Annotated in this window: 25 protein-coding genes and 1 tRNA gene; 15 read left to right on the plus strand and 11 right to left on the minus strand. The window is 66.0% G+C overall.

Annotated elements, in window-relative coordinates; genetic code table 11:
* Positions 1-109: 109 nt before the first annotated feature.
* The 3 genes from KV110_RS01055 to KV110_RS01065 are packed head-to-tail and all read left to right on the plus strand — an operon-like array spanning position 110 to position 4482.
* Positions 110-1933: an ABC transporter ATP-binding protein gene (locus KV110_RS01055; protein ID WP_218472668.1), complete on the plus strand. Its 1824-nt coding sequence runs from the start codon at positions 110-112 to the stop codon at positions 1931-1933.
* 32 nt (positions 1934-1965) lie between these two features.
* A complete protein-coding gene (locus KV110_RS01060) occupies positions 1966-3813 on the plus strand; it encodes an ABC transporter ATP-binding protein (protein ID WP_246634296.1) in 1848 nt (615 codons plus the stop codon).
* A 51-nt stretch (positions 3814-3864) separates the two neighbouring features.
* Positions 3865-4482 (plus strand): putative glycolipid-binding domain-containing protein, encoded by a 618-nt coding sequence (locus KV110_RS01065; protein ID WP_107653662.1) that lies wholly within the window; start codon positions 3865-3867, stop codon positions 4480-4482.
* A gap of 125 nt (positions 4483-4607) precedes the next feature.
* Here KV110_RS01065 and KV110_RS01070 read toward each other — a convergent pair whose 3' ends face one another.
* Complete coding sequence (locus tag KV110_RS01070; RefSeq protein WP_246634297.1) at positions 4608-5558, minus strand: prephenate dehydrogenase; 951 nt, start codon at positions 5556-5558, stop codon at positions 4608-4610.
* A 58-nt stretch (positions 5559-5616) separates the two neighbouring features.
* Here KV110_RS01070 and KV110_RS01075 point away from each other — a divergent pair, with 58 nt between their 5' ends.
* The 3 genes from KV110_RS01075 (at position 5617) to KV110_RS01085 (ending at position 6820) form a co-directional block, all read left to right on the plus strand.
* A complete protein-coding gene (locus KV110_RS01075) occupies positions 5617-6156 on the plus strand; it encodes a tRNA adenosine deaminase-associated protein (protein ID WP_218472671.1) in 540 nt (179 codons plus the stop codon).
* A 34-nt stretch (positions 6157-6190) separates the two neighbouring features.
* On the plus strand, positions 6191-6625 hold the full coding sequence (locus KV110_RS01080) for a nucleoside deaminase (protein WP_218478080.1): 435 nt from the start codon (positions 6191-6193) through the stop codon (positions 6623-6625).
* 104 nt (positions 6626-6729) lie between these two features.
* A tRNA-Ser gene (locus KV110_RS01085) sits at positions 6730-6820 on the plus strand.
* 367 nt (positions 6821-7187) lie between these two features.
* Here the strand turns inward: KV110_RS01085 and KV110_RS01090 are convergent.
* From KV110_RS01090 to KV110_RS01105, 4 genes are all read right to left on the minus strand, one after another.
* Positions 7188-7454 carry a hypothetical protein gene (locus tag KV110_RS01090; protein ID WP_218472672.1) on the minus strand — a complete coding sequence of 89 codons (267 nt, stop codon included), beginning with the start codon at positions 7452-7454 and terminating at the stop codon, positions 7188-7190.
* A 199-nt stretch (positions 7455-7653) separates the two neighbouring features.
* Positions 7654-8151: a hypothetical protein gene (locus KV110_RS01095; protein WP_218472673.1), complete on the minus strand. Its 498-nt coding sequence runs from the start codon at positions 8149-8151 to the stop codon at positions 7654-7656.
* 380 nt (positions 8152-8531) lie between these two features.
* The gene (locus tag KV110_RS01100) at positions 8532-8969 is read right to left on the minus strand and encodes a hypothetical protein (protein ID WP_218472674.1); all 438 of its coding nucleotides are present in this window, start codon (positions 8967-8969) and stop codon (positions 8532-8534) included.
* Between the two features lie 4 nt (positions 8970-8973).
* Positions 8974-9357 (minus strand): winged helix-turn-helix transcriptional regulator, encoded by a 384-nt coding sequence (locus KV110_RS01105; protein WP_218472675.1) that lies wholly within the window; start codon positions 9355-9357, stop codon positions 8974-8976.
* Positions 9358-9419: 62 nt separating this feature from the next.
* On the opposite strand from KV110_RS01105, the gene KV110_RS01110 reads away from it, so the two are divergent.
* The gene (locus KV110_RS01110) at positions 9420-10274 is read left to right on the plus strand and encodes an NAD(P)H-binding protein (RefSeq protein ID WP_218472676.1); all 855 of its coding nucleotides are present in this window, start codon (positions 9420-9422) and stop codon (positions 10272-10274) included.
* A 20-nt stretch (positions 10275-10294) separates the two neighbouring features.
* Here the strand turns inward: KV110_RS01110 and KV110_RS01115 are convergent, their stop codons facing one another.
* From KV110_RS01115 to KV110_RS01125, 3 genes are all read right to left on the minus strand, one after another.
* Entirely contained in the window at positions 10295-10912 is a 618-nt protein-coding gene (locus KV110_RS01115) for a carboxymuconolactone decarboxylase family protein (protein ID WP_218472677.1), read from the minus strand.
* Position 10913: 1 nt separating this feature from the next.
* A complete protein-coding gene (locus KV110_RS01120; RefSeq protein ID WP_218472678.1) occupies positions 10914-11237 on the minus strand; it encodes a hypothetical protein in 324 nt (107 codons plus the stop codon).
* A gap of 62 nt (positions 11238-11299) precedes the next feature.
* Positions 11300-11593: a DUF6191 domain-containing protein gene (locus KV110_RS01125; protein ID WP_218472679.1), complete on the minus strand. Its 294-nt coding sequence runs from the start codon at positions 11591-11593 to the stop codon at positions 11300-11302.
* 276 nt (positions 11594-11869) lie between these two features.
* Between KV110_RS01125 and KV110_RS01130 the strand changes: the two genes are divergently transcribed.
* From KV110_RS01130 to KV110_RS01140, 3 genes are all read left to right on the plus strand, one after another.
* Positions 11870-12070: a hypothetical protein gene (locus KV110_RS01130; RefSeq protein ID WP_218472680.1), complete on the plus strand. Its 201-nt coding sequence runs from the start codon at positions 11870-11872 to the stop codon at positions 12068-12070.
* Between the two features lie 181 nt (positions 12071-12251).
* Positions 12252-12452 carry a hypothetical protein gene (locus KV110_RS01135; protein ID WP_218472681.1) on the plus strand — a complete coding sequence of 67 codons (201 nt, stop codon included), beginning with the start codon at positions 12252-12254 and terminating at the stop codon, positions 12450-12452.
* Between the two features lie 59 nt (positions 12453-12511).
* Positions 12512-12772, plus strand: coding sequence for a hypothetical protein (locus KV110_RS01140; protein WP_218479559.1), 261 nt, complete (start codon positions 12512-12514; stop codon positions 12770-12772).
* Positions 12773-12826: 54 nt separating this feature from the next.
* Here KV110_RS01140 and KV110_RS01145 read toward each other — a convergent pair whose 3' ends face one another.
* Positions 12827-15127, minus strand: coding sequence for an MMPL family transporter (locus KV110_RS01145; RefSeq protein ID WP_218472682.1), 2301 nt, complete (start codon positions 15125-15127; stop codon positions 12827-12829).
* 216 nt (positions 15128-15343) lie between these two features.
* A complete protein-coding gene (locus KV110_RS01150) occupies positions 15344-17638 on the minus strand; it encodes an MMPL family transporter (protein ID WP_218472683.1) in 2295 nt (764 codons plus the stop codon).
* 198 nt (positions 17639-17836) lie between these two features.
* Between KV110_RS01150 and KV110_RS01155 the strand changes: the two genes are divergently transcribed.
* From KV110_RS01155 to tgt, 5 genes are all read left to right on the plus strand, one after another.
* Complete coding sequence (locus tag KV110_RS01155) at positions 17837-18430, plus strand: TetR/AcrR family transcriptional regulator (protein ID WP_218472684.1); 594 nt, start codon at positions 17837-17839, stop codon at positions 18428-18430.
* Positions 18431-18474: 44 nt separating this feature from the next.
* Positions 18475-18990, plus strand: a complete 516-nt coding sequence (locus tag KV110_RS01160; RefSeq protein ID WP_218472685.1) for an RrF2 family transcriptional regulator — start codon at positions 18475-18477, stop codon at positions 18988-18990.
* 162 nt (positions 18991-19152) lie between these two features.
* Entirely contained in the window at positions 19153-20886 is a 1734-nt protein-coding gene (locus KV110_RS01165; protein WP_218472686.1) for an ABC transporter ATP-binding protein, read from the plus strand.
* A complete protein-coding gene (locus tag KV110_RS01170) occupies positions 20883-22805 on the plus strand; it encodes an ABC transporter ATP-binding protein (protein ID WP_218472687.1) in 1923 nt (640 codons plus the stop codon). The genes KV110_RS01165 and KV110_RS01170 overlap by 4 nt, the downstream gene beginning before the upstream one ends.
* A 138-nt stretch (positions 22806-22943) precedes the next feature.
* Complete coding sequence (tgt, locus tag KV110_RS01175) at positions 22944-24197, plus strand: tRNA guanosine(34) transglycosylase Tgt (protein WP_218472688.1); 1254 nt, start codon at positions 22944-22946, stop codon at positions 24195-24197.
* 70 nt (positions 24198-24267) lie between these two features.
* Here the strand turns inward: tgt and KV110_RS01180 are convergent, their stop codons facing one another.
* Positions 24268-25047 carry a queuosine precursor transporter gene (locus KV110_RS01180; RefSeq protein ID WP_246634298.1) on the minus strand — a complete coding sequence of 260 codons (780 nt, stop codon included), beginning with the start codon at positions 25045-25047 and terminating at the stop codon, positions 24268-24270.
* Between the last annotated feature and the right edge of the window lie 2 nt (positions 25048-25049).

The following is a 25049-nucleotide window of genomic DNA, read 5'->3' on the forward strand; positions in this document are numbered from 1 at the left end:
GTTGGCTGATCCGGGCGATGCTGCCACCCTGAAATGTCGGACCTCGATGCGAACATCACCGAGTGTCCCGCTTCACGACACCGCAATCCACAGACCTCGAGGGGGAGCTATGTCAGTTGCACTGGACGTCGCAACGGCCGATCCGGAGGCCGACAGACCGGAGCGGCCCGCGGCGTCCGCGCCCGGCCGCCTGCAATCGCTGCGGCGTTTCTGGCCGTACGTGCGCCCGCATCGTCGTGCCCTGCTCGGCGCGACCACGCTCGCGATCCTCGCCTCGCTGACGGCGATCGCCATTCCGCTGGTGCTCGCACGGATCATCGACGGGCCGATTGCCCGGCGCGATTTCGCGGGCGTCGTCGGGCCGGTGCTGCTGGTGCTGTTGCTCGGCCTGCTGGAAGCGTTCGGTGTGTGGGGGCGCCGCTGGCTGGTCTCCAAACCGGCGACCGAGTTCGAGATCACCATGCGCGCCAAAATCTTCCGCAAGCTGCAGTCGCTGTCCATCGGACGGCACGACTCCTGGGAATCGGGTCAGCTGCTCTCGCGTGCGGTCGACGATATGGCCACCATGCGCCGCTTCGTCGCGTTCGCCGGGCCGTTCCTGATCATCCACATCTTCCTGATTCCGATCGGCCTGCTTGCACTGGTCTGGTTGAGCTGGCAGATCGGCCTGATCTTCGCGATCATCGCGATTCCATTGACCTACATCTGCATTCGCTTCGAGCGGGAGTACTCGAAGGCGTCGCGGCGGTCCCAGGACCAGTCCGGCGACCTGGCCACCATCGCCGAAGAGTCGGCGCAGGGCGTGCGGGTGCTGAAGGCATTCGGTCGTGGCGTGTTCTTCGGCGGACGGTTCACCGCGCAGTCGCGCGAACTCCAGCAGACCGAACTGCTCAAGGTGCGGCTGGACGCGCGGCTCTGGTCGGCGATGACCGGTCTGCCGCAGCTGGCGATCGCGTTCGCGCTCGGTTACGGCGGCTACGCGGTGGTGCACGGGTCGATGACGCTCGGCACCCTGGTCGCGGCCATCACGCTGGCGAACTTCCTGCAGTGGCCGATCATCTGGACCGGCTTCCTGCTCGCCGAGCTGAACGACGCTCGCACGGCAGGTGATCGGTACTGGGAGATCATCGATACCCCGGTCGACATCACCGACCCGGCCGATCCGGTGCAGCTGCCGGAAGTGATCGTCGGCGAGTTGCGCTTGGAAGGCGTGAAGTTCGCGTTCCCGGATGCGAAAGGGGAGGTGCTGCACGATGTTTCGCTCAAGGTTCGGCCCGGCGAGACCGTCGCCCTGGTCGGCGCGACCGGTAGCGGAAAGACCGCGCTGCTCAACCTGATTCCCCGGCTCTACGACCTGTCCGGCGGCGTGATCACCATCGACGGCATCGACATCGCGTCCATGCGGCTCAACGATCTGCGGTCCCTCGTCTCGGTCGCGTTCGAGGAGCCGGTGCTGTTCTCGGCGAGCGTGCGGGAGAACGTCGCGCTCGGCGACCCGGCCGCCACCGACGCCGATGTGCGTCGCGCGCTGGATGTCGCGCAGGCCACAGAGTTCGTCGACAACCTGCCGTGGGGACTGGACACCAGGATCGGCGAACAGGGACTCAGCCTGTCCGGCGGTCAGCGGCAGCGGCTCGCGCTGGCCCGCGCCGTGCTGAGCGGGGCGGGGCGGGGGAGCCGCAGCCGGATCATGGTGCTCGACGACCCACTGTCCGCGCTCGATGTGGAAACCGAGGAGCGGGTGCAGGAACGGTTGCGCACCGTGCTGGCCGGCGCGACGACGCTGCTTGTCGCACACCGGCCGTCGACGGCGGCGCTGGCCGATCGGGTCGTGGTACTGGCCGAAGGCCGGATCGTCGCCGAGGGCACACATGACCAACTGCTGCGTACCAGCAGCCGATACCGAGAACTGATGGGAGGTGAGGAGCAGTGAGCACGGAAACGGTCACGTCGAAAGATGCGGCAGTGAACGACGATTCGGTCGTACTGGAAAAACAGGGCGACGAGGCCGCCGATTGGCGCGGCATCGCCAGCGAGGACAAAGAGGTCACTCAGGCCGGAAACCTGGTGCTGGCCGAACGATCCCGGCGACTGCTGCTCGACCTGGTCCGGCCGTACCGCAAGCTGGCGGCGCTCGCACTGGTGCTCATCGTGGTGGACAACGCCGCGATGGTCTCCGCGCCGCTGTTCGTCGCGCACGGCCTCGACACCGGCATCCGCGAAGGCGGCAAAGGCAACTGGGCCCCGCTGGCCTGGACCGCCGGTGGATATCTCGCCGCGGTGCTGCTCGGCGTTGCGACCACGTTCCTGTTCCTGCGGGTGTCGGGCAAGCTGAGTCAGAGCGTGCTGTTCGACCTGCGGGTGCGATCGTTCACGCACATGCAGCGGCTCGATGTCGCCTTCCACGAGAAGTACACCTCGGGCAAGGTCGTTTCGCGGCTCACCGGCGATATCGAGACGCTGCAGGAGCTGCTGGAGAGCGCGCTGAATCAGGCGCTGAGCGCGATCCTTTCGGTGCTCACCATCGCGGTGCTGCTGGTCTACCTCGATCTGACGCTGGCCGCGATCGTGCTGGTCGGCTTCGTGCCGCTGGTGTTCGTCACCCGATGGGCGCAGCGCAGGCAGCGGGCGGGTTACCGCCGGACCCGTGGCGCCATCGCGAAGGTGGTCGTGCAGTTCGTCGAGTCGATGGGCGGCATGCGTGCGGTGCAGACCTTCCGCCGGGAGCAGCGCAACGAGTCGGTGCTGGCCTACGAGGACACCGAATACCAGCAGGCGACCACGACGGCCATGCGCGGCATGGGCGACTACGCGGGCCTGACCAGGCTGCTCGGCAACCTGACCACGGTGATCATCATCCTGGTCGGCGCGTGGCAGGTGATCGAGGGCCATCTCGCGGTGGGTGTGCTCGCGGCATACCTGTTGTACCTCAACGAGTTCTACGGCCCGCTCGACGAACTCGCCCAGGTGTTCAACTCGTACCAGTCCGCGGCCGCGGCGCTGGAGAAGATCTCCGGCGTGCTCGAGGAAGAGCCGACGGTGCGGGAACCGACCGACCCGACGCCGCTGGCGAAGGCGAGCGGTGCGGTCCTGCTGGATCGGGTCTCGTTCGGCTACGGCCCCGACCGCGAGGTGCTGCCGGAGTTCTCCCTGGAGATCCCGGCCGGACAGGTGGTCGCACTGGTCGGCGCCACCGGTGCGGGCAAGTCGACGCTGGCCAAGCTGCTGACGCGGTTCTACGACCCGTCAAACGGTGCGGTCACCCTGGACGGCATCGACCTGCGCCGCATCTCCGATGCCGACCTGCGCCGCAATGTCGTGATGGTCACCCAGGAGGCCTACCTGTTCTCCGGATCCGTGGCCGACAACATTCGGCTCGGCAGGCCGGACGCGACCGACGCGGAGGTCTTCGCGGCGGCCCGTGCGGTCGGACTGTACGACTTCGTGCAGGCGTTGCCGGAGGGCTTCGACACCGACGTGCGCAAGCGCGGCGGCCGGTTGTCCGCCGGCCAGCGGCAGCTGGTCGCGTTCGCCCGGGTCTTCCTGGCGGACCCGGCGGTGATCGTGCTGGACGAGGCCACCTCCAGCCTGGACATCCCGAGCGAACGGCTGATCCAGCAGGCACTGGAAACAGTGCTGCGCGGCCGTACCGCCGTGATCATCGCGCACCGGCTGTCCACCGTGGCCATCGCCGACCGGGTGCTGGTGCTGGAATCCGGGCGCGTCGTGGAGGACGGCACCCCGGCCGAGCTGATCGCGGGCACCGGCCGGTTCGCCACTCTGCATGCGGCGTGGCGGGAGTCCCTGGTGTGATGCGGGCTGGTGTGGTGCGGCCAACAGCTCGGTGTCGCTTACGGTAGATACGTGACGACCCCAGCCCCCGAGAGCCAAGCCTCTGGCCCCGAGACGCCACCGGCCTCCCGTTGGCCGGCGATTCTCACCTGGCGCGCGCACAACGCGTCGCGGATGGAGTCGGTGCGCGTGACCCTCAACGGCAACCGCATCCGCGCCGCCGGTCGGATGATCGGCGGCGCGTGCGACGACCATCCGGCGTTCAGCGCGTCCTACGACCTGGTCACCGACGAGAGCGGCGCCACCAAGCGCCTCTCCCTGCGCACCACAACGGCCGCCGGTGAGCGGCACGCGTCCATCGCCAGGGACGAGGAGAACTACTGGCTCGTCGACGCCGGCGGCAGCCACGTGCGCTCCACCTTCGCCGGTGCGCTCGATGTCGACGTGGTGCTCAGCCCGTTCTTCAACACGCTGCCGATCCGTCGGTTCGATCTGCAGCACGCGGTGCACGACGTCCAGGTCCCGGTCGTCTACGTGCGCCTGCCCGACCTGCTGGTCCAGGAGGCGAGCCTGACCTACAGCAGCGCCGCCGACGGCATCAGCGTGCTGTCTCCGGTCTCCAGCGCCACCGTCACGGTCGACGCGGACGGTTTCCTGCTCGACTACCCGGGCCTCGCCGAACGTATTTGACATTCGGTATACGGGTGCCGCCATTCCGGTTGGCTGACCCTTGGCATTCCGGCGAATGTGGAATCGAGCTGCCACGTCCCGACTGGAACCCGGCGTTCGCCGGGATGACCAGTCGGGCGTGGTAATCAGTTCAAGCTGGTGATAACCCCGCCGCGCCTACCCGCGTCCCGCAAGTTCACCAGCCAATTGTGGTCGCCGGGGCGGATATCGGTGATTTCCCATCGTTGCGCGGTTTCATAGCGTTCACGGGCATCGTGTCCGGCTTCGACGAGATCGGCGAGGGAATTGTCCGCGCGCAGGCTGTCGCGGGCGGCGCCGAGCACGGTGAGCGTTTCCTCGAGGACCGCCAACAGCGCGGCGGAATTCGGTTCACAAATGGCGCGGACCAGATCCGGCGCGGTGGCGGCGACGCGGGTGCCGTCGCGGAACGAACCCGCCGCCAGTCCGAGCGCCAGCTCGCCGCCCGTCGCACCCGCCGCCGCCAGCGCCTCGGCCAGCACGTGCGGCAGGTGCGAGATCCGGGCCACCGCGCGATCGTGCTCGTCCGCGACCACCGGGACGACCACCGAGCCGCAGTCAAGGGCCAGCCGCACCACCCTGGTCCACGGGTCGACGTGGGTGCCCTCGTCCACGCCGACCGCCCACACCGCGTCCCGGAACAAGCCGGAATCGGTGGCGGCCCATCCGGATTCGGCGGTGCCCGCCATCGGATGCCCGCCGACGTAGCGGGCCGACAGACCTTGCGCACGCACCGCGGCGGCGACCGGTGCTTTCACACTGACCACATCGGTCAGCACGCAGTCAGGGGCGAACGTGGCAATGGACGCGAGCAGGTGCTCGACCGCGGGCATCGGTACCGCGAGGACGATCAGCGCGTCGGCGTCGGCGGCCCGCGCCAGTGCGGCAGGCAGGTCTTCGGTGACATCGAAGCCGTCGCTTCTCGCGGCTTCCGCCCCGGCGGCTGAGCGGTTGAAACCCCAGGCGGCATAGCCGGCGGCGACGGCGGCGCGCAGCAGGGAACCGCCGATCAAGCCTGTTCCGAGGACGCACACGGGCGCTTTCGCAGCAGAAGTCACTCGAACAGATTCGCATACGACTTCAACATTTCCGCTCGCACAGACTACCGTTGCGGCCATGGCAGCACAGCGCTCGGGCACGAATAGGGCGGCGTCGGATGATTACGACGACGTAGAAGGGTTCGCAGTGGCGGTTGTCCGCGAAGAGGGCAAATGGCGGTGCAGCCCACTGAGCCAGGCCGCGCTCACGGATTTGTCCGCAGCGGAAAACGAACTGAAGGCTTTGCGCAGCTCGGGCGCCGTGTTCGGGCTGCTGGACATCGACGACGAGTTCTTCATCGTGGTCCGGCCCGCGCCGAGCGGCACCCGGATGCTGGTATCGGACGCGACGGCCGCCATTGATTACGACATCGCCGCGGACGTACTCGACGCCCTGAATGTGGAAATCCCGGACATCGACCCGGACGAGCTCGACGACGTCGAGCCGTGGGAGGAGGGCGACCTCGGTGTACTCGCCGACCTCGGTCTGCCCGAGCCGGTGCTGAGCGTCATCCTCGCCGAGACCGACCTCTACCCGGACGAGCAGCTCGGCATGATCGCCCAGCGCCTCGGCTTCGCCGACGAACTATCGGCGGTGCTGGACAAGCTGCCCCGCTGACGTGGACGGCCCGTCCCTCCCGTCGGACACCGACATGGTGCGCGCCGCGATCGCCGCGGCCGCCGCGGCGGATCCACGCGACGTTCCCGTCGGCGCCGTCGTATTCGACGCCGCCGGTAGGGAACTCGCGCGCGCCGCGAACGCGCGAGAAGCCCTCGGCGATCCCACCGCGCACGCCGAGGTGCTCGCTCTTCGCCGCGCCGCCGAGGTCAACGGCGACGGCTGGCGGCTGGAAGGGGCCACCCTGGCGGTAACTCTGGAACCCTGCACTATGTGTGCGGGCGCCCTGGTTCTGGCCCGCGTATCACGGCTGGTCTTCGGCGCCTGGGAGCCCAAAACCGGCGCCGTCGGCTCCCTCTGGGACGTAGTCCGCGACCGCCGCCTCAACCACCGCCCCCAAGTCCGCGGCGGCATCCTGGAACCCGACTGCGCCGCCCTGCTCGACACCTTCTTCCGCACCCAGCGCTGACCTCCCGACGCACTCCGCACCCCGCGTCGTGCGCCAAGTCACACCACACCCGCAGCTCCCCTGGGGATTTAGCGATCAGGCAGCGTTCCGGTATGGTTGTCGGCGGTGGCGTGTCCGAGCGGCCTAAGGAGCACGCCTCGAAAGCGTGTGAGGGGTAACCCCCCTCCGAGGGTTCAAATCCCTCCGCCACCGCCAAAGCCCCTCACCTGTTCAACAGGTGAGGGGCTATTTCGCTATGCGCAGGGCATCACGCTCGGGTCGTTTTGCGATCCGGCATGCAGCAACGTTACCGGCTCCGGATTTCCGTCAGGCAACAAAATCAGAGAAGGTTCTTGGTTGTCAGCCAAGCATCCCAGTCCGCTACGGCGGCGTTTGCGAGAGCCAATGCGTCGTGAACATTGCCGTGGTCTGCGGTTATCGTCCAGGTGTGCTGCGTCCGACCGCCTTCGCTCTCATCATGGGTAACGGTGCCGTCGGACTGCACCGTTGCCTTCGCAGGTGACATTCTGCGTTGAAACTTCCGCGTGCCGACCGCCAGCGGTGCGCGGCGAGCTTTTCAGATTCAAATGCTTGGCCCCGTTGGCGATGTCGGCGCACGCGGCCAGCGCGACCGAGCGACTAACCGTCCTCTCGCGGCGCGTTCGAGATGGCTTGTCGCCGTATCGAACTTGATCCAGTCCTTTAGCTTGTAGGCCTCTTCGAAGAACGCGTAGAGCGAGTCGCGGGCGTCGTCTGAGCCAGCATCTTCGATTGGGCTGCATGCGATTACAAGACGTTGGTGCGCCCGGCGCATGCGTTCGTACTGGTCGCCCCATCCCTCATTCAGCATGACGGGCTCCTTGGTGTATGCCGCGCAGAGGCGAAGGGAGACAAGGTATACGAGTGCTACCGATCGGTTAACATTCGATCCGGCTGAAGAGGACGAGCTGGAACAGCCGCACCCAAGGGGGGTCCCCTGCCTGGCGTTATGTGTCACCGTTCCGTATAGCGGAAGCACCGTTGTACGGGTCCCGGGGTCGCAGCGTAGCTCAACCGTGCAAGACCGTTATGAACACCGTTACTCCGAGCGCAACCAGCGCAAGTACCTGGATCACCAGTCCGATCCCCACCCATTTGGCTTTGAGATCGGTGGATGTTCGCAGGGTACGCAACGTCTCCACCGCAAGGGTGGACAGGTAGTTCCGGGCGTCCACCTCATCATCTATCCAGTGGTCTGCCGACACCATGACGGCAAGAGTGTCCGCCGCCGCAACGGCATACCAGCGATTCCATCCCGCGATGGCGCCGCAAATAGCGGCCCCAACGAACAACAGCAACGTCACAGTGCCCATCGGTAACACCGCCGAGGGCAAGCGTGTAGTGGCGGGTGTCTTGACCAGCGCAGCTACGCCAGCTAAGAGGGTGAACAGCGCCCCTGAGGTGGTGACCAATGCTTGGCCACGCGCATCGAAGGTCGCTCGCCGCTCACGCTCGGTCTTCAGTTCGGTTTCGATGAACGCCGCGTAGGTTTGGCCCTGCTCAGTCACGGCGCTTCTCCTGAGGATGGGCGCGCTTTCCGCGGACGTTCTCGACCTTGAGCCACCCTTTGTCCGTCGGTGGCGGTTTCGGCGGTGGCTTACGGTCCGGTGCGGCCTTGTCACCTGAGTTCTTCGGTTCATGATCGTTCGACATACTGGTTTATCGCGCGGCACATCCCAGGCGTTATATCAATCACACATTAATTGATGGTTGATGTCGACATGGCGCGGAAGTCCTTCGGTTTGTCCGAAGCGGCGGGTGATCGCTCGCTGGTGCTCACCGCGCTGAGGCTGTACGGGTTCGTTTGTTAACGACCCGCCTCCGGATGTCTCAGAGCTCCGCGCTCCCGCTGTGCCGTGCGGACTACGACGGCGTCGCTGACCGGTCCCTATCCCAGGCGCGGGCAGGAGCTGCCGGTGTCGAATCCGGTGCCTACGACTTCGACGGGGATGTAGGCCTGCGAGGTGTACTGGCCGGGGATGCTCTGGATGGCGATGAGGTTTTGCGGGCCGATGCGGGTGGGGGTCCAGGTGGTGGTGACGGTGTTGTTCTCCGGGTGGTGGACGGCCTCGCCGGGGATCCGTTCGCCATTGCCGGGGATGACGCCGCCCGCGAGCATGAAGAACACCGAGCCAGGCGGGATCTCGGAATCGGTGACCGTCGCGGTCACCTGGTAGCGGCAGCCGGTCAGGAGGCCGTCGGGGCCGACGGCGACGCTGACAGCGGTCACGTCGGCGTACGCCGGGGCGCCGGATACGGCGACTGTGACGGTCATGGCCGCGAAGGCCGCGGCGCTGACCACGGCGCGGGAGAGGGACCTGCTCATCGTGCTACCTCCTTGATTGGAATTTCACGATGTCCTCGGTATTCACACTGACCCATTCCAACAGCCCGTGCAATTGTTCCGCCACTTCCTTACCCATGGGGGTGAGCGCGTAGGAGACCTTCGGCGGGGTGGTCGGCTCCACGGTGCGCTCGGTGAGGCCGTAGCCGGTGAAGGTGCGGAGATTCTGCGACAGCATCTTCTCGCTGATGCCACCGATCCGGTCACGCAGCACATGGAATCGCATCGGGCCATCGCGCAGGGACGCCAGGATCAGGACTCCCCAACGACTGGTCAGCTTGTCGAGGACGGTGCGGGCCGGGCAATCGCTGTCGAATACGTCACGTCCGTGTGCGGTCGACGACCCATTGTCCTGGAAACCTACTTCCACGCTATGAGCTTACTTCTAGGTAGGCCCTTACCTGAAGTTAGCTCCATTCGTATGGTGAGCCCATGGTTCAACCAAACAGGATTCTGGTGATCGGTGCGACCGGTCACGTTGGCGGACAAGTGGTTTCGCAGCTCGCGACTACCGGGATCGCGGTCCGCGCACTCGTCCGCAAGCCCGATGCGGCATCGCTGCCCGCCGAGGTGGAGGTCGTGCCCGGCGATCTATCCGTGCCGGACACCCCGACCCGGGCGCTCGACGGAGTGGACGCGGTATATCTGACCTGGCCGATGTTGTCCGCCGACATCGCGAGCTCCGTGGTGAAAGCGATTGCCGGACAAGCGGGTCGCATCGTCCTGCTGTCCTCCGGCGCGGTCCGTGACGACGTCGACGAGCAGGACAATCCGATCGGCCGGGCGCACGCGATCATCGAACGGCCGATCGTGGAATCCGGACTGGAATGGACCTTCCTGCGACCGCATGGTTTTGCGACCAACACGCTGGAATGGGCGCCGCAGATCCGCGCGGGCAATGTGGTGCGCGGCGCGTACGGAGCGGCGTCGATGACCCTGCTGCACGAGGCCGACATCGCCGCGGTCGCTGTGCGCGCGTTGACGACCGAGGGGCACGCCGGGGCGCGATATGAGCTGACCGGGTCGGCGTCGCTGAGCCGAGTCGACCAGGTAGCGGCCATCGGCCGGGCACTGGGTCGTCCGCTGGAATGGAAGGAGATCACGCCGGAGCAGGCCAAGCAGTACATGCGGTGGGTCCCGCCGGAGTACGCGGACTTCGTGCTCGCCGGACTCGCGGCGATGGTCGACGCGCCTGGCCAGCCGACGTCGACGGTGCGGGATGTCACCGGGTCACCCGCCCGCGGTTACGCCGAGTGGGCAGCCGACCACGCTGCGGACTTTCGCTGACGACAACTGTCAGCTGGTCGTCAAACGCCGCGGGAGAAAAGCCGGACCGGTGGCGGAACCTTGTAACCGGCGGTCTTGATGAATCGTGCGCTGACCCGCGCGTCCCTACTCTCCAGCGGGTCGGCGCCGACGGTGTTCATCAGCCGATTGATCACGTTGAACGTGGTGCCCACCCAGACGGCCTCGTCGAACGCCTCGGCGGAAACGCCCGCGTGCCGGACCTTGTCGGCGTCGCCGGTGGTGAGACCGTCGGGGTCGCGGGTCATCTTCCGGAGGAAGTCGAGCATCGCCTGCGCCTCGGGGCGCAGTGGCGAAACATCCCCGTCCGCCAATGCCAGCCGCACGACATTGATATCCGTATACACGCCCGCGATCGCATGATGGGCCGACGCGCAGAAGGGGCATTCGTTCGCCTGCGAGGTGGCGGTAGCGAAGATCTCGCGTTCGGCCACCGTCCAGAACGAGGGCCCACGCATGGCCTGCTGGATGAGTTCGGACAGCGGTGACCCGAAGAAGCGGTGCCGATAGAACAGCACCTTCAGTACCGCGGGAACCTCCATCCGGCTGAACAGCTCCATCGTGCGGAGCACCACTCGGGTCGGCCGGTCATGGCCGGATTCGATTGCGCCGATCCACATTTCAGTGTCCTTCCCACGCGCGGCGGGCGGCGCGCAGGCGCCGGTCGGCCGCGCCGTAAGCCGCGACAACGGCCGCCTCGAAGATCTGGTCGTCGCTGTGGCCCGCCGCCGACAACGCGGCGATGGTCTCCTCGGTGACCCGGTACGAACGCTCCGCGACCAGATCGGTGAAGGCGGCCAGCTCAGCGGGGATGCCGTCATCGCCCGCGGAATCGGCTGTCTGCCTACGGATCTGCCGCCGCACCTCGGTGGGCAACTGCCCTGGCGCGGACTCGACATGCTCGCCGAACGCCTGCCATTTCTCGTTCATCGACTGCCGTCCCATCGACCCATTGTCGCTGATCGAGGTCTCCGCCGCGCGCTATCGGAAGAGTAAGGAGGCCAGCCTTATTCGGGCTCCCGACCTTCGGGCCGCAGCACGACGGTGCGCCGTTCCAGGTCGATGCCGACCAACGGCGGCGCGCCCTCCGCGTCCTCGTCGCGCAGCATCGACACCGACTCGCGGTGGTCCAGTTCCATCCGCTTGGTTCCGTAGAACATCGCCGTGAACTCGTCGGTAAAGGTGCCCGACACCGGAGTTCGGCGCCGCCTGCGCCGCTTGCCCACCGTCAGCTCGTAGGTCGCGACCAACACCAGCAGGATGATCCAGCCGGGGATCCACCATTGCAGTACCGCCGCCATGTCACTCGAACGGATCGGACGCGCCCCGGTGTTCCCTGCGTCACAGACAGGCCGTCGTCGCGTCCCGACTCGGACATTGCCGAGGCGGTTCCGTGCCTGGTCGGTGGCGCGTAGGTCGCGCCACCCCGCAGCCGATCCACGCCGACGAGCAATAGTTCGGCTGGAGCGGATATTTCGGAGAAACCAGGGTATACGCCCGATAGCTAAGTGCGGGAAGGACGTGATGTGCCCATGCGCCGTCGAACAGTCCGCTCGAGACCGATGAGCGAGAGAAACATGAGAATCGGAAGCATTATTGTCCTGGTGTGGTTGCTGATCGGCGTTGTCGCCGCGGCACAGCGCGACTACTTCGATAGCGGCCCGGTGAACTGTGCCGGGTTCGGCACCATCGCGGTCACCGTGATCGCGGGCCCGCTCAACTACATGGGCGTGAATCCCAAGGTCGCGGATTGTAATGTGCCGCAACCAAGTCCGTAATCGACAGCACCGGTGAGCGCGGACTGCGAACCGGCGCAGCCCATTCGATGACCTCGCACCTGGCGACGGGTGCGAGGTCCGTCGCCTGTCGGCGCGCAGGCAGCATCGTCGCGTTCGGCGCGTCGCGTCGGGCACCAGATAATGAGGTTGCTCAACGGACGCCGACGAACGAGGCAGCAATATGAGACTTGGAAGCCTGATTGTCGTGATCTGGCTGGTTGTCGGCCTGATCGCCGCTGGCCAGCGGGACTATTTCGACAGTGGACCGATCAATTGCGCGAACTTCGGAAATATAGCGCTGACCATCCTCGCCGGCCCGCTCAATTATCTGGGTGCCAATCCCAAGGTCCCCGACTGCAACGTGCCGCAGCCGAGCCCCTAGGGGATAACTCGTGTTCAGACGGGTATTCCCAGGTAAGGAGCACGGAAGGGAGCGATGACATGCGCGACCACGAAATTCGCGACCGCGATGTTCGCGGACGAGCAGTGCGCCATACAGGTACCCGCCTGGTCAGTTTGCTGCTGCTTGCCTGGCTGGCCATCGGCATGCTCGCCGCGGGTCAGCGCCACTATTTCGACAGCAGCCCGACGAACTGCGCGGGCTGGGGCACGATCGCCGTCACGGCGATTGCCGGTCCGCTCAACTACATGGGTGTGAACCCGAAGGTCGACGACTGCACGTTGCCGCAGCCGAGTCAGTAATAACCGAGCACTCGCCCCAACCCGGCAAACCGGGCGGGGGCGAGTGCTCCGTAATCAGCCGACGTCGGCGGGTTGTTTCGCGCCGCCGGGTGTCGGCTGCCCGCGCAACGCGAACAGCTTGGCGCCCTCCACATCGATATCCGGCACGATCTTGTCCAGCCACTTCGGCATCCACCACGCCCACTTACCCATCAGCGCGAGCAGCGACGGGATCAGCAGCATCCGCACCAGGAAGGCGTCGAACAGCACGCCGGCCGCCAGCGCGAAACCCATCATCTTCGCGGTCACGTCCGACTCCAGCAAGAACGAGCCGAACACCGAGATCATGATGATCGCCGCCGAGGTGACGACCCGGGCGCCATGGTGATAACCGCTGATCATCGCCTCCTTCGGCGGCTTGCCGTGCACGTATTCCTCGCGCATGCGGGTCACCAGGAACACCTGGTAATCCATCGCAAGTCCGAACACCAACCCGATCAACATGATCGGCAGGAAGCTGACGATCGCCCGCGGATCCTGGATCAGCCCGAGCTTGCCCTCCTGGAAGATCAGCACCGTCGCACCGAAGGTGGCCGCCATCGAGAGCAGGAAGCCGAGTGCGCCGGTGAGCGGCACCAGGATGGATCGGAAGACCAGGATGAGCAGCACGAACGCGGCGCCCGCCACAATGGCCATATACGGCACGATCTTGCTGAGCAGCACATGGTCGATGTCGGCGTAGATCGCCGTGGTGCCGGTGATGCCGTATTTCATCCCGTATTGCGCGTCGAGCCGACCCTCGGCATCGCGGGCGTCGCGCACCAGGTCCTTGGTGGACTGATCGTTCGGGCCCGACTTCGGCACGCCGTTGATGACGGCGCCGAGGCCGTCCTGGCTCAGCCGCGGCTGGGTCACGTAGTCCATATCCGGGTAGGACGCGAGCTCGTCACGCAGCGAATTCAGCGCAGGGGTGCGCTGGTCGGCCGCCACCGCGCTGAGATCGACGGCCACCTGGAGGACGCCGTTGCTGCCTTCGCCGAATCCGGCCGTGCGCAGCTCATAGGCCTTCCGGACGGTAGAGGTCTTGGGCATGCTGTCCTCGCCGGGCAGGCCGAGATTCATCTTGGTCGCGGGTAGGGCGAGCAGGCCTAGCACGACCACGCTGAGGATCAGCGCGACGGCGGGCGCCTTGCCGATCACCTGGGCCACCCGCATGCCATTGGTGACCGAGTTGTCGTCCTCGGGATCGTGCTGGGCGATGACCGGCAGCTTCGGCTTGAACAGGAACCGCCCGAACGCGCCGAGCAGCGCTGGCATCAGCGTGATCGCGGTGAGCACCGCGAACGCCGCGGCAACCGCGCCACCGAGACCCATGAAGGTCAGGAAGCGCACGCCGACGATGCTCAGCCCGACCAGCGCGATGATCACCGTCAGTCCGGCGAACACCACCGCCGATCCCGCGGTGCCGAGCGCGGTACCCGCCGCCTCATCCGGCGAATCCTGTACCGCCAGTTCGTGTTTGTAGCGCGAGACGATGAACAGCGCGTAGTCGATGGACAGCGCGATGCCGATCATCGAGGCGAGGAACGTGGTGAAGCTGGGGATAGAAAGGAACGACGTACCGAGGAAGATCAGCGAGGTGGCCGCGCTGAGCCCGATGATCGCGGTGACGATCGGGACGAACGCGGCGACGATAGCGCCGAACGCCACGATCATCACCACCAGCGCGACGCCCATGCCGATCATCTCGGATTTGCCGCTCGGCGCCTGCTGTTCCATCGCGATCGTGCCGCTCAGCTCCACCGTCAAACCCGCGCCCCGCGCCTGGTCGGCCACGTCATAGGCGGCCTTGCGGTCATCGGCGGTGACAGCGGTGAATTCCTTGATGGTGAACGGCACGCTGAAGAACGCGACCGTGTCCGGCTCGGTCTTGTTGAGCACGTTCAGCGGTGCGCCGCTGCACTTGGAAGCGTCCGGGTCGGGGACGAGGCAGCCCATCTCCTCGGTCGCCGTGACCGGGTTGGCGATCGGCTTGGCGTGGTCGACGATGTCCAACTGGCCGAGTCGCCCGATCAGCGCGTCGATCGCCTGCCGGTTGACCGGGTCGGTGAGCTTCTGTCCAGCGGGCGCGCCGACCACATAGGTCCCGGTGACGGCGTCGAATTTGAACGCCTCGGACATGCCGGGGAAGTGCTGGTCGAGGATCTGCGTCGCGCGCTCCGACGGCAGGTTGGGCATGCTGAAGTCGTCGCTCATCGGCTCCTTCAGCTGGGTTCCCAAACCGCCCAGCACCAGGAACAGGACAATCCAGATGGGCAGCACTAGCCACTTGTGGCGGAAGGCGAACTTTCCCCACCGGTATAGATACACGGACACAGGGTTCTCCTCGCGGTGATCGGGGTCGTGCCGGATCGGATCGAGCGACAAACGCGCGCGGGCCGACTGCGCCCGCCGGGGAACTACCTAGCTGGAGAGGCCGAACTTCTTCTGAGTCTGCTGTGGACGGCCGACAAGATCAAGAACCGGTTGCGGATACGACTCGGCCCCGCACCCGAAAATCGAGTGCGGGGCCGCGCCGAGTACTTCAGGCGATCAGCTGACGCCGACCGGCTCCTTCACCGTCTCCGCCGACCGCTGCTGCAGCTCACGCAGCTTCGCGCCTTCGACATCGATGTCGGGCAGGATCCGGTCCAGCCACTGCGGAATCCACCAGGACCACTTGCCCATCAGCACCAGCAGCGACGGGATCAGGATCATCCGGACCAGGAACGCGTCGAACAGCACACCGGCCGCCAGCGCGAAGCCGAACGACTTCGCGGTCACGTCGGTCTCCAGCAGGAACGAGCCGAAGACAGAGATCATGATGACCGCCGCCGACGTCACCACTCGGGCGCCGTGGTGATAACCGGCCACCACCGCTTCCTTCGGCGACTTGCCCTTGACGAACTCCTCGCGCATCCGGGTCACCAGGAACACCTGGTAATCCATCGCGAGGCCGAACACCAGGCCGATCAACATGATCGGCATGAAGCTGACCAGCGGATGCGGGTCCTCGATCAGGCCGAACTTGCCCTCTTGGAAGATCAGCACCGTCGCACCGAACGTCGCCGCCATCGAGAGCAGGAAGCCGAGCGCCGCCGTCAGCGGTACCAGGATCGAGCGGAACACCAGGATCAGCAGCAAGAACGCGGCACCGGCGACGATCGCCAGATACGGCACGATCTTGCCGAGCAGCACGTTGTCGACGTCGGCATAGATCGCGGTGGTTCCGGTGATGCCGTACTTCATGCCGAACTCGGCGTTCAGCTGGCCTTCCGCGTCGCGGGCATCGCTGACCAGGTCCTTGGTGGCCTGGTTGTTCGGGCCCGACTTCGGCACGCCGTCGAGCAGCACGCCCTGCTTGTCCTCGCTCCACTGCGGCTCGGTCACGTAGTCCATGCCCGGGTAGGCGGAGAGCTTGTCGCGCAACGCCTTGACCGCGTTGTCCCGGATCTCCACCGGCACCTCGGACAGGTCGGCCGCCACGTTCAGCACGCCGTTGCTGCCCTCACCGAAGCCCTCGGTGCGCAGCTCGTAGGCCTTGCGGATGGTGGAGGTCTTGGGCTGACTGTCGTCACCGGGCAGGCCGAGGTTCAGCCCGGCCGCGGGGGCGGCGAGCGCACCGAGCACCGCGACGCTGAGCACCAAGGCAACCCAGGGTGCCTTGCCGATCAACCGGCCGAAGCGCATGCCGTTGGTGACCGAGTTGTCGTCCTCGGGATCGTGCTGGGCGACAACCGGCAGCTTCGGCTTGAACAGGAACCGCCCGAACGCGCCGAGCAGCGCTGGCATCAGCGTGATCGCGGTGAGCACCGCGAACCCGGCGGCGATCGCACCGCCCAGACCCATGAAGGTCATGAACTGCACGCCGACGATGCTGAGCCCGGCAAGGGCGATGATCACGGTCAACCCGGCGAACACCACTGCGGACCCGGCCGTACCGAGCGCGGACCCGGCCGCTTCCTCCGGTGAATCCTGGACCGCCAGTTCGTGTTTGTAGCGCGAGACGATGAACAGCGCGTAGTCGATGGACAGCGCGATGCCGATCATCGAGGCGAGGAACGTGGTGAAGCTCGGCACCTCGATCACCGAGGTACCCAACATGATCAGCGAGGTCGCCGCGCCGAGGCCGACGATCGCGGTGACGATCGGGACGAAGGCGGCGACGATCGCGCCGAACGCCACGATCATCACGATCAGTGCGACGCCCATGCCGATCATCTCGGACTTGCCGCTCGGCGCCTGCTGCTCCATCGCGATCGAGCCGCTCATCTCGACGGTCAGGCCCGCATTGCGCGCGTCGGCGGCTACCGCGTAGGCCGCGTCGCGTTGCTCGTCGGTGACGTCGGTGAACTTCTTGATGGTGAACGGCACGTTCATCACCGCCACCGAGTCGGGCACGGTCTTGCTGAGCACGTTCAGCGGTGCGCCACTGCACTGGGTGGGATCGGGGTTGGTCAGACAGCCCATCTTCTCGGCCGCCTCGACCGGGTTCATGATCGGCTTGCTGTGATCGACGATGTCGAGTTCACCGAGCTTGGCGATGAACGCGTCGAGCGCGGTCCGGTTCGCCGGGTCGGTGAGTTTCTGGCCGTCCGGCGCACCGATCACATAGGTGCCGGTGACGGCGTCGAACTTGAACGCTTCGGAAGCGCCCGGAAAGTGCTTGTCCAGAATGTCGTTGGCGCGTGCGGATGGCAGATCCGGCATGCTGAAGTCGTTGGTCATCGGCTTGCTGAGCTGCGCACCGAGACCGCCGAGGATCAGGAACAGGACTAGCCAGACGGGGAGCACCAGCCATTTTCTGCGGAAAGCGAACTTCCCCCATCTGTACAGATAAACGGACACGAAAGTTCTCCTAGCGGTGCTGGGGCGTGCTGATTCAGGCCGTAGACAGCACTCGCGGGGTGCCCTGCCGTCCCCGCCTCCACATGACGCTTTCTGCCTACCGTGCGGTAGGTAGACTATCCGAGGTCTAAGTGGAGGTACAACCTCAATATTGCTGGCACCGTTAGCTCGGCGCACGAATGGTGAGAGGATCGTCCGATGGCCGTCCGTACTGCCCCAGACACCGTTGCCGCTGGTCGGGGGACAAAACTCGCGATCCGCGACGCCGCGGTGAAGCTATTCGGCGCCAAGGGATTCGAGCAGACGAGTCTGCGCGAGGTCGCAGATGCGGTAGGAATCACAAAGGCATCGCTCTACTATCACTACGCGTCGAAGATCGACCTGCTGCACGCCATCATCGATCCGATCATCGATCACATGCGTTCGGTGGTCGGCGATCTCGACCAGGTGCCGCGCGACGCGGACGGCATTCGAGACGTGCTGCGCAGCTATCTCCGCGGCATGGTGCACCACCGGGACGCGGGCGCGCTGGTGCTGCGCGACACGGTGGCGATCGTCAACGCGATGGCCGATCGGCATCCCGATCTCGTCGACGACGATCAGACCCTGCGCGAATGGCTGGCCGGGCCGGACGCGACCGATGAGGCCAAACTCCGGGCGAGCGCGGCGCTTGCGATGCTCGGCGTCGCCCTGATGTCCAAAGAGTTCGCGCCGGGCGCCGATGACGCGCTGGTCGAATCCACGCTGCTCGATGCGGCGACCTGCGTGCTAACTGCGGGCGGCACCGCGTAGATTGCAGCTACTCGACGGACCAATCGGAAACGCCAGGAGACGCTGTGCACATCACCGCGAAGGTCGACTACGCGGTGCGGACGCTGCTCGAGATCGCCCGCGCACCGCGGCTGAATCAGGCCCCGATCGGCCTCGGCCCCGTTGCCCAGGCGGCGCCCGTGGTCAAGGCGGACGCGATCGCAACCGCACAGCGCATCCCGCCCAAGGTGCTGGAGACGGTGCTCGGCGACCTGCGCCGCGCCGATCTGGTGATCAGCAGGCGCGGTCCCGACGGCGGGTACTGGCTGGCCCGCCCGGCCGCCGAGATCTCCATCGCCGATGTGATCAGGGCGATCGAAGGCCCGCTGGCGTCGGTGCGCGGCGAGCGGCCCGAGGACGTGACCTATCCCGGTGCGGCCGAATCCCTGCAGCGTGTGTGGATCGCCTTACGGGTGAATATTCGTGCGGTACTGGAGAACGTGTCGATCGACGACGTCGCCGACAATCGGCTGCCCGAGTTCGTCGACGCGCTCACGAATGATCCGGGCGCGTGGGCGCGGAGAGAGCGTCCGTCGAATTAGACAACGCCGCCCGCGGAAACGGACAAAGCGCCCGCTGAACCGGTCATCGGGGCGCTGAATTGATGGTTGGCGAGCGGATAAGCGCCGGGCCGGGAGGCCGTTGATGCAGGTCAGGAATCTGCGCGACGTATGTCACTGTTTGCCGGTAGCCTGCGATTCATCATGCTGATTCGACTTCTGCGCACCTATCTAATCCCCTACCGCGCCCAGTTGGCAGGGGTTGTTGTGCTGCAGTTGATCTCGGTGATCGCCATGCTCTATCTGCCGAGCCTCAACGCCGATCTCATCGACAACGGCGTCACCAAGGGCGATATCGGCTATATCTGGAGCACCGGTTTGCGGATGCTCGTGGTCACCGGCGTGCAGATCGTCGCCTCGGCCTGCTCGGTCTATCTCGGCGCGCAGGCGGCGATGGGCGCGGGCCGCGATTTGCGTGGCGCGCTGCTGCATCGGGTCGGCACCTTCTCCGCGCGCGAGGTCGGCATGTTCGGCGCGCCGTCGCTGATCACCCGCAACACCAACGACATCCAGCAGGTGCAGCTGCTGATCGTGATGTCCGCGACGATCCTGGTGATGGCGCCGATCATGTGCGTCGGCGGCATCATCATGGCATTGCGCGAGGACCTCGGCCTGTCCTGGCTGCTGCTGATCGCGGTGCCCGCGCTCGGGCTGTCGATGGGTTTCATCATCAGCAAGATGGTGCCCGGGTTCCGGGACATGCAGACCAGGATCGACGAGGTGAACCGGGTGCTGCGCGAGCAGATCACCGGCATCCGAGTCGTGCGGGCGTTCGTCCGGGAACGCCAGGAGACCTGGCGCTTCGGCGTCGCCAACTCGGAGCTGACCGATACCGCGCTGCGCGTCGGCCGGTTGATGGCGCTGATGTTCCCGCTGGTCATGCTGATCAGCAATGTCACCGCGGTCGCGGTGATCTGGTTCGGCGGGCACGCGGTCGACGCGGGCACCATGCAGATCGGTTCGCTGACCGCGATGTTGTCCTACATCATGCAGATCCTGATGGCCGTGATGATGGCCTCGTTCCTGGCGATGATGGCCCCGCGCGCCGCGGTCTCCGCCGACCGGATCGGGGAGGTACTGGAGACCGAGTCGTCGGTCGTGCCGCCGAAGCTGCCGCAGCCGTTCAAAAGCGACCCGGCCGAGGTGGACTTCCAGTTCGCCGAGTTCGCTTTCCCCGGCGCCGAGAAGCCGGTGCTGAAAGCCATCAGGTTCCAGGTGAAACCGGGCACGACCACCGCGATCGTCGGCTCCACCGGTGCGGGCAAGACCACGCTGCTCAACCTGGTTCCGCGGCTGATGGACGTCACCGACGGCGCGGTCTACCTCGGCGGCACCGATATCCGGCACGTCGACCTCGAACTGCTGCGCGCGCAGATCGGCCTGATCCCGCAGAAGGCGTACCTGTTCTCCGGAACGGTGGCCAGCAACCTGCGCTACGGCAACCCGGACGCCACCGACGAGGAACTGTGGCGCTGGCTGGAGGTCGCGCAGGCCGCCGACTTCGTGCGCGAGATGCCGCAGGGCTTGGAAACCCCGGTCGCCCAGGGCGGCACCACCGTCTCCGGCGGCCAGCGCCAGCGGCTCGCCATCGCGCGGGCGCTGGTGAAGCAGCCGCGGGTCTACCTGTTCGACGACTCGTTCTCCGCGCTCGACGTGGCGACCGATGCCAGACTGCGGGACGCACTGCGCCCGGTGACCAGGGATGCCGCCGTCATCATTGTGGCGCAACGGATCACGACCATCCGTGACGCGGATCAGATCGTGGTGCTGGAAGACGGCGAGATGGCGGGCGTAGGCACCCATGAGCAGCTGATGCGCGACTGCAAGGAATACCAAGAGATCGTCTCGTCCCAGCTGAGCGCGGAGGAAGTGCGATGAGGCCCGGAATGCCGGCTCCCGGTGCGCCGGACGCCAAGCCGAAGTCGTTCGGCCCGTCGCTGAAGCGACTGCTGCGCAGGCTCGCACCGGAGCGGAAGTTCGTCTGGCTCGTGGTGCTGCTGGCCATCGGCTCGGTTGTGCTGAACACGCTCGGTCCGTACCTGCTCGGCAAGGCGACCAACCTCGTGTTCGACGGTGTGGTGGGCAAGCAGCTGAACTTTCCGTCGGGGACCACCAAGGAACAGGCGGTCGAGTACCTGCGGTCCAAGGGCGACAACACCTTTGCCGACATGCTCAGCGCGATGAATGTCGTGCCCGGTGTCGGCGTCGACTTCGGCGCCGTCGGCCGGGTGCTGCTGCTGGTGCTCGCGCTGTACATCGGCGCCTCGCTGTTCGGCTGGCTGCAGGGCTTCCTGCTCAACCTGGTGATCAACCGGACGGTCAAGCGGCTGCGCAGCGACATCGAGGACAAGATCCATCGACTTCCGTTGCGCTACTTCGATTCCCAGCCGCGCGGTGACGTGCTGAGCCGGGTCACCAACGATGTCGACAATGTGTCGCAGAGCCTGCAGCAGACCATGAGCCAGCTGATCGTCTCGGTGTTCTCGGTGCTCGGCATCCTGGTGATGATGTTCTGGATCTCGCCCCTGCTCGCGCTGATCGCCCTGCTTACAGTGCCCGCGGCCATCGGGGTGACCGCGCTGATCGCCAAGCGTTCCAAGCCGCATTTCGTGGACCAGTGGAAATACACCGGTGTGGTGAACGCGCAGGTCGAGGAGGCATACACCGGGCACGAGATCGTCACCGCGTTCGGCCGCAACCGCGAGGTCGGCCAGGAGTTCGACAAGCGCAACGAGCAGCTGTACCAGTCGAGCTTCAAGGCGCAATTCATCTCCGGCCTGATCATGCCCGCGATCATGTTCCTCGGGAACGTGAACTTCGTGCTGGTGGCGCTGGTCGGTGGTCTTCGGGTGGCGACCGGTCAGCTCTCGCTCGGCGAGGTGCAGGCTTTCATCCAGTACTCGCGCCAGTTCAGTCAGCCGCTCACCCAAATCGGCGCGATGGCCAACCTGCTGCAGTCCGGTGTCGCCTCGGCCGAGCGGATCTTCGAGATCCTCGACGCCGAGGAACAGCGCCCTGACCCGATCATGGCCGACACCCGCCCGGTCGACCGAGGGAAGGTCGAGTTCGAAGGCATCTCCTTCCGCTACGAGCCGGAGCAGCCGGTGATCGAGCGGTTGTCGCTGATCGCCGAGCCGGGTCACGTGGTCGCCATTGTCGGCCCGACCGGTGCGGGCAAGACCACGCTGGTGAATCTGCTGATGCGGTTCTACGAACTGGATTCCGGCACCATCACCATCGACGGTGTGGACATCACTCGAATCACCCGCGACCACCTGCGTTCCCGCATCGGCATGGTGTTGCAGGACACCTGGCTGTTCAAGGGGACCATTCGGGAGAACATCGCCTACGGCAACCCGAACGCGAGCGAAGAGGACGTCCTCGCCGCCGCCAAGGCCGCCTATGTGGACCGCTTCGTGCACGCGCTGCCCGAGGGCTACGACACGGTCATCGATGAGGAGGGTTCCGGGGTCAGCGCGGGCGAGAAGCAGCTGATCACCATCGCCCGGGCGTTCCTGGCGAAGCCGTCCATCCTGATCCTGGACGAGGCGACCAGCTCGGTGGACACCCGCACCGAACTGCTGGTGCAGCACGCGACCGCGGCCCTGCGTCGCGACCGCACCAGCTTCGTCATCGCACACCGCCTGTCCACCATCCGCGACGCCGACCTGATCGTCGTCATGGAGCAGGGCCGCATCGTCGAACACGGCACCCACGAACGCCTGCTCGAAGAACGCGGCGCCTACTACCGCCTCTACAACGCGCAATTCGCGGCGGCGGCTGCCGTCGACGTGTAGCCGGTCGCTCGAGTCCGCCCGCTGGTACCCGAGGCGCAAGGCAGGGGCCATTCGGGTGACCGGGCGATGACGGTCGCGAGGACGGCCGGTGAGCCCAGGATGACCACACGGCGGAGGTCATCGGCGCCGCCTGAGAGGATGGGCACCGTGTCTGACCCCGAATCCTTCTCCTTCACCGTTGGTACCCGCCTCGATGGGCGGCACGGCCGGTCGGGCGTGATCAGCACGCCGCACGGCCCGATCGCCACTCCCGCGTTCATCCCGGTGGGCACCAAGGCGACGGTGAAGGCGGTGCTGCCGGAGACGATGCGGGAGATCGGCGCGCAGGCGCTGCTCGCCAACGCCTACCACCTCTACCTGCAGCCGGGTTCCGACATCGTGGACGAGGCGGGCGGGCTGGGCAAGTTCATGAACTGGCCGGGACCCACCTTCACCGACAGCGGCGGCTTCCAGGTGATGTCGCTAGGTGTCGGCTTCAAGAAGGTGCTCGCGATGGAGGCGGTGGACGTCCGCAGCGACGACGTGATCGCGAAGGGCAAGGAGCGGCTGGCCACCGTCGACGACGACGGCGTCACTTTCCGCTCGCACCTGGACGGCTCGAAGCACCGGTTCACCCCCGAGGTGTCGATGGGCATCCAGCACCAGCTCGGCGCCGACATCATGTTCGCCTTCGACGAGCTCACCACCCTGCTCAATACCCGTGGCTACCAAGAGAAGTCGCTGCAGCGCACGCACGAGTGGGCGCAACGCTGCATCGACGAGCACGAGCGACTGACCGCGACCCGTACACACCGCCCGTATCAGGCGCTGTTCGCGGTGATTCAGGGCGCGCAGTACGAAGACCTGCGCCGCAAGGCATGTCGCGAGCTGGAATCGATCCGCGGCAGTGCCGGAACAGGTTTCGACGGTTACGGCATCGGCGGCGCGCTGGAGAAGCACAACCTCGGCACCATCGTCGGCTGGTGCTGCGACGAACTGCCCGAGGACAAGCCGAGGCACATGCTCGGCATCAGCGAGCCGGAGGACATCTTCACCGCCGTGGAGAACGGCGCCGACACCTTCGACTGCGTGAACCCGTCCCGGGTCGCCCGCAATGCCGCCATCTACGTCGCCGAGGGCCGATTCAACATCAACACCAGCCGTTTCCGGCGCGACTTCACCCCGATCGACGACACCTGCGACTGCTACACCTGCGCCAATTACACCCGCGCCTACCTGCACCATCTGTTCAAGGCCAAGGAAATCCTCGCGGCCACCCTGTGCACCATCCACAACGAGCGCTACACGATTCGCCTCGTCGACCGCATCCGCGCCAGCATCGAGGGCGGCTACTTCGACGAGCACAAAGCCGAAACGCTCGGCCGCTGGAAGGGCCGGGTCAAGGCGCCCTGATCAACGGGACATGGCGGCGGCATCGTCCGAGAGCGGGCACTGCCATGTCCCGTCGACCAAGCAGGGCTGTTCAGCTTTGGAGCGCTGGCACTTCAGTGGGAGCGTAGGTGGGCTCGTTCTTCTTGAGCCAGCCGATGACCCGGTAGGTGATCGGTAGCACGATGATCTCGGCGAGGGTCTTCCACAGGAAGCCGACGATCACGTAGTTCACGAACTGGCTCCAGGAATCGATGCCGATGGCGGTGGCCGCGATCGAGCAGAAGATCAGCGTGTCACCGAATTCGCCGACCACGGTGGAACCGATCAGTCGCGCCCACAGGTGCTTTTCCTTGGTCCGTTCCTTGATCAGCACCAGCGTCGCGGAGTTCAGCATCTCGCCGACGAAGTAACCGGCCAGACCGGCGGCGACCAGCTGGGGCGTCGTGCCGATAACGGTGCGGAACGCGTCCTGGTTCTCGTAGAACGTCGCGGCGGGTAGCTCGATCGCGATCTTGAAGCACACCACGGTCAGCAGCAGCACGCCGAACCCGTAGTAGATGGCCCGGCGCGCGGACCGGAAGCCGTAGATCTCGCTCAGCACATCGCCGAGGATGTAGGCGAGCGGGAAAAGGAACCAGGCGCCGTCCGTGCTGATCGGCAGTATCTCCAAGGGTCCGAGCTGCACCGAGTGGTCGGTGAAGAACTGCACGCCCTTGGTCGCGCAGATATTGGAAATAATCAGCGTCGCCGTGAACAATGCCACGATCGGTGTGTAGTACCCCCGCGCCACCTGGGCGAATGCCGCATGTTCCGGCGCGGGGTGCCCAGGTTCGGGGGCTTCGGGTGTATTCGGCTCACTCACGCGCTTCATCC

It is taken from the genome of Nocardia iowensis (assembly GCF_019222765.1).
In the GTDB taxonomy this organism is placed as follows: Bacteria; Actinomycetota; Actinomycetes; order Mycobacteriales; family Mycobacteriaceae; genus Nocardia; species Nocardia iowensis.